Here is a 2064-nt window from a genome sequence, read left to right on the forward strand (position 1 = left end):
ATTCAAAAAGCCTTAGGATACTTATCTCCCTTAGAATACAAATTAAAATATCTATAATATTTTATTTGATGTGTACTTGACAGGGCATAGTATCATCAGGCTCTTTTTTTTATATAAACTTCTCTTCTAAATAAGCGTTATTTAAAATACATTTTATAGGATTTTTACTAATTTTTTCCAAAATATTTAATTCAACTAATTTATTTAATTTAATTCTTAAAGTTTGTTCGCTATATCCTAAAACCTCTTTTAATAGATCTATATCTATATAATCATTTAAGCCAAATAAACTTAATTCAATTGCAACTTTTGTTATATTTAATAAAAGTTTATCTTCATTTATATTCTTATCATTTTCAGATTTTTTATAAGCTAATTCTAAAAGAATCATTTTATTACTTATATTATCTTTTAAGATATTCTGTCCATTGTTTAAAATTTCTAAAAATGAATCTACAAAAAAGTTAAGTTCTCCTTGCATAGAAACCTGATTTGTCATATCAAAGGCTTTTAGATATAAGTTTCTATATTCATTGCATCCTTGAGAAAGCGATAGAGCTGTAAGCCACGAATAGTCTTCTTTTAAATAAATACTGGATATAAATCTATTTGTTCTACCATTTCCATCATAAAATGGATGTATATATCCAAAATAATAATGAAATATAGCATTTTTAATAAGACTATTACACTTTTCATCTGTATTTAAAAAATCTAATAATTGTTCTAATACTAATATTATATATTCTTCTGTATTATCACCTTGACTTACTCCACGATGAATTTCTTTACCTTGTTTATGGATATATACAAGATTTTTTCTAAAATATTCTCCATCTGGAAGATCTTCTTCTGATACACCATCAATTGTAATTTCATCATATATTTTTCTTATATCTTTAAAATCCTTAGGTCTTTTTAAATTGTTCATTTGTAGCTGAAAATAAGAGTTTATTATATTTGAAAATCTTAGATTTGTATTATAATTTTCACTTTTTAAAACCTCTTTTGTAGTAGATACTAATTCTTCTTTGCTACTTTTAACACCTTCAATTTCATTTGTACTAAATAATTCAGAACTTAACATATCAATTAAAAATGCTTTTTTAGCTACATCAGGTAATTCATTATATAGATCTACTAAAATAATATCATCTTTTGAAATAGAATTTATTAAGTCTATAGTCTTCATAGTAGGGATATAGTAAAGTTCATAAATTTTTGACTGATTAATAGGTTTGATTTTTAGATTTGGACTTATTATTGAGTCATATTTTAATCTTTCTTCTAACTTTCTTTTTTTCTCATCATATCCCCTTAAATTATAGAACAATTTATTCATATATTGCATTTTATCCCTCCTTTTACAGTAGTATAGCATATAAATAACACTAAAACGATAAAATAATTTAAAATCATTGTTTTGAATTTTAAATTTATGTTATATTATATATATTAGTTAATATATTCTTTTTAAAGATTGGAGGAAATATCTATGTATGAACCATATACCAGACAAGTACTGCCATCTGAAAAATATAGAAGTCTTCTAGGTAGTGCTATATGTGTTTTTAATTCAAATAATTCATTTATTATTGAAAATATTCTTAATTCGGATTCTGAAAATAAATATGATTGGCATTCTTTAATAGATCTGCCTTCAGGAAATTTAGAAAAATCAATAAAAGAAACTATTTCTAAATCATCTAATACTGAAATATCAAAACTTTTTTCCGAATTAATAAATATGCGTAATCGTATAGTCCACAGTTTTCAAATTACTGATGATAAAAATGAACAATTACTGGCCACTAAAAAAAAGGATGGAAAGCAATTCCATATAACAGAAGATGTTTTGTTAGATTTTATAAAAAAGAATGAACAATTATCCATTTTACTACATGATTTTAGAGGTTATTAATTAATATTTACATTTTAAAACTTTATCGCACAAAAAAAGAGCCTCATCGATACTATGCCCTGTCAAGTACACATCAAATAAAATATTATAGATATTTTAATTTGTATTCTAAGGGAGATAAGTATCCTAAGGCTTTTTGAATA

At 23.4% G+C, this 2064-nt stretch carries 2 protein-coding genes; one reads left to right on the top strand and one right to left on the bottom strand.

The genetic code is table 11. From position 1 onward, the window contains the following. Nucleotides 1-109 precede the first annotated feature (109 nt). A complete protein-coding gene (locus J2Z71_RS08775; RefSeq protein WP_210062294.1) occupies nucleotides 110-1351 on the bottom strand; it encodes a Fic family protein in 1242 nt (413 codons plus the stop codon). A gap of 144 nt (nucleotides 1352-1495) precedes the next feature. On the opposite strand from J2Z71_RS08775, the gene J2Z71_RS08780 reads away from it, so the two are divergent. Beyond that, a complete protein-coding gene (locus J2Z71_RS08780) occupies nucleotides 1496-1921 on the top strand; it encodes a hypothetical protein (protein WP_210062296.1) in 426 nt (141 codons plus the stop codon). The last annotated feature ends 143 nt before the right edge of the window (nucleotides 1922-2064 follow it).

It is taken from the genome of Peptoniphilus stercorisuis (assembly GCF_017874395.1).
Classification (GTDB): Bacteria; Bacillota; Clostridia; order Tissierellales; family Peptoniphilaceae; genus Anaerosphaera; species Anaerosphaera stercorisuis.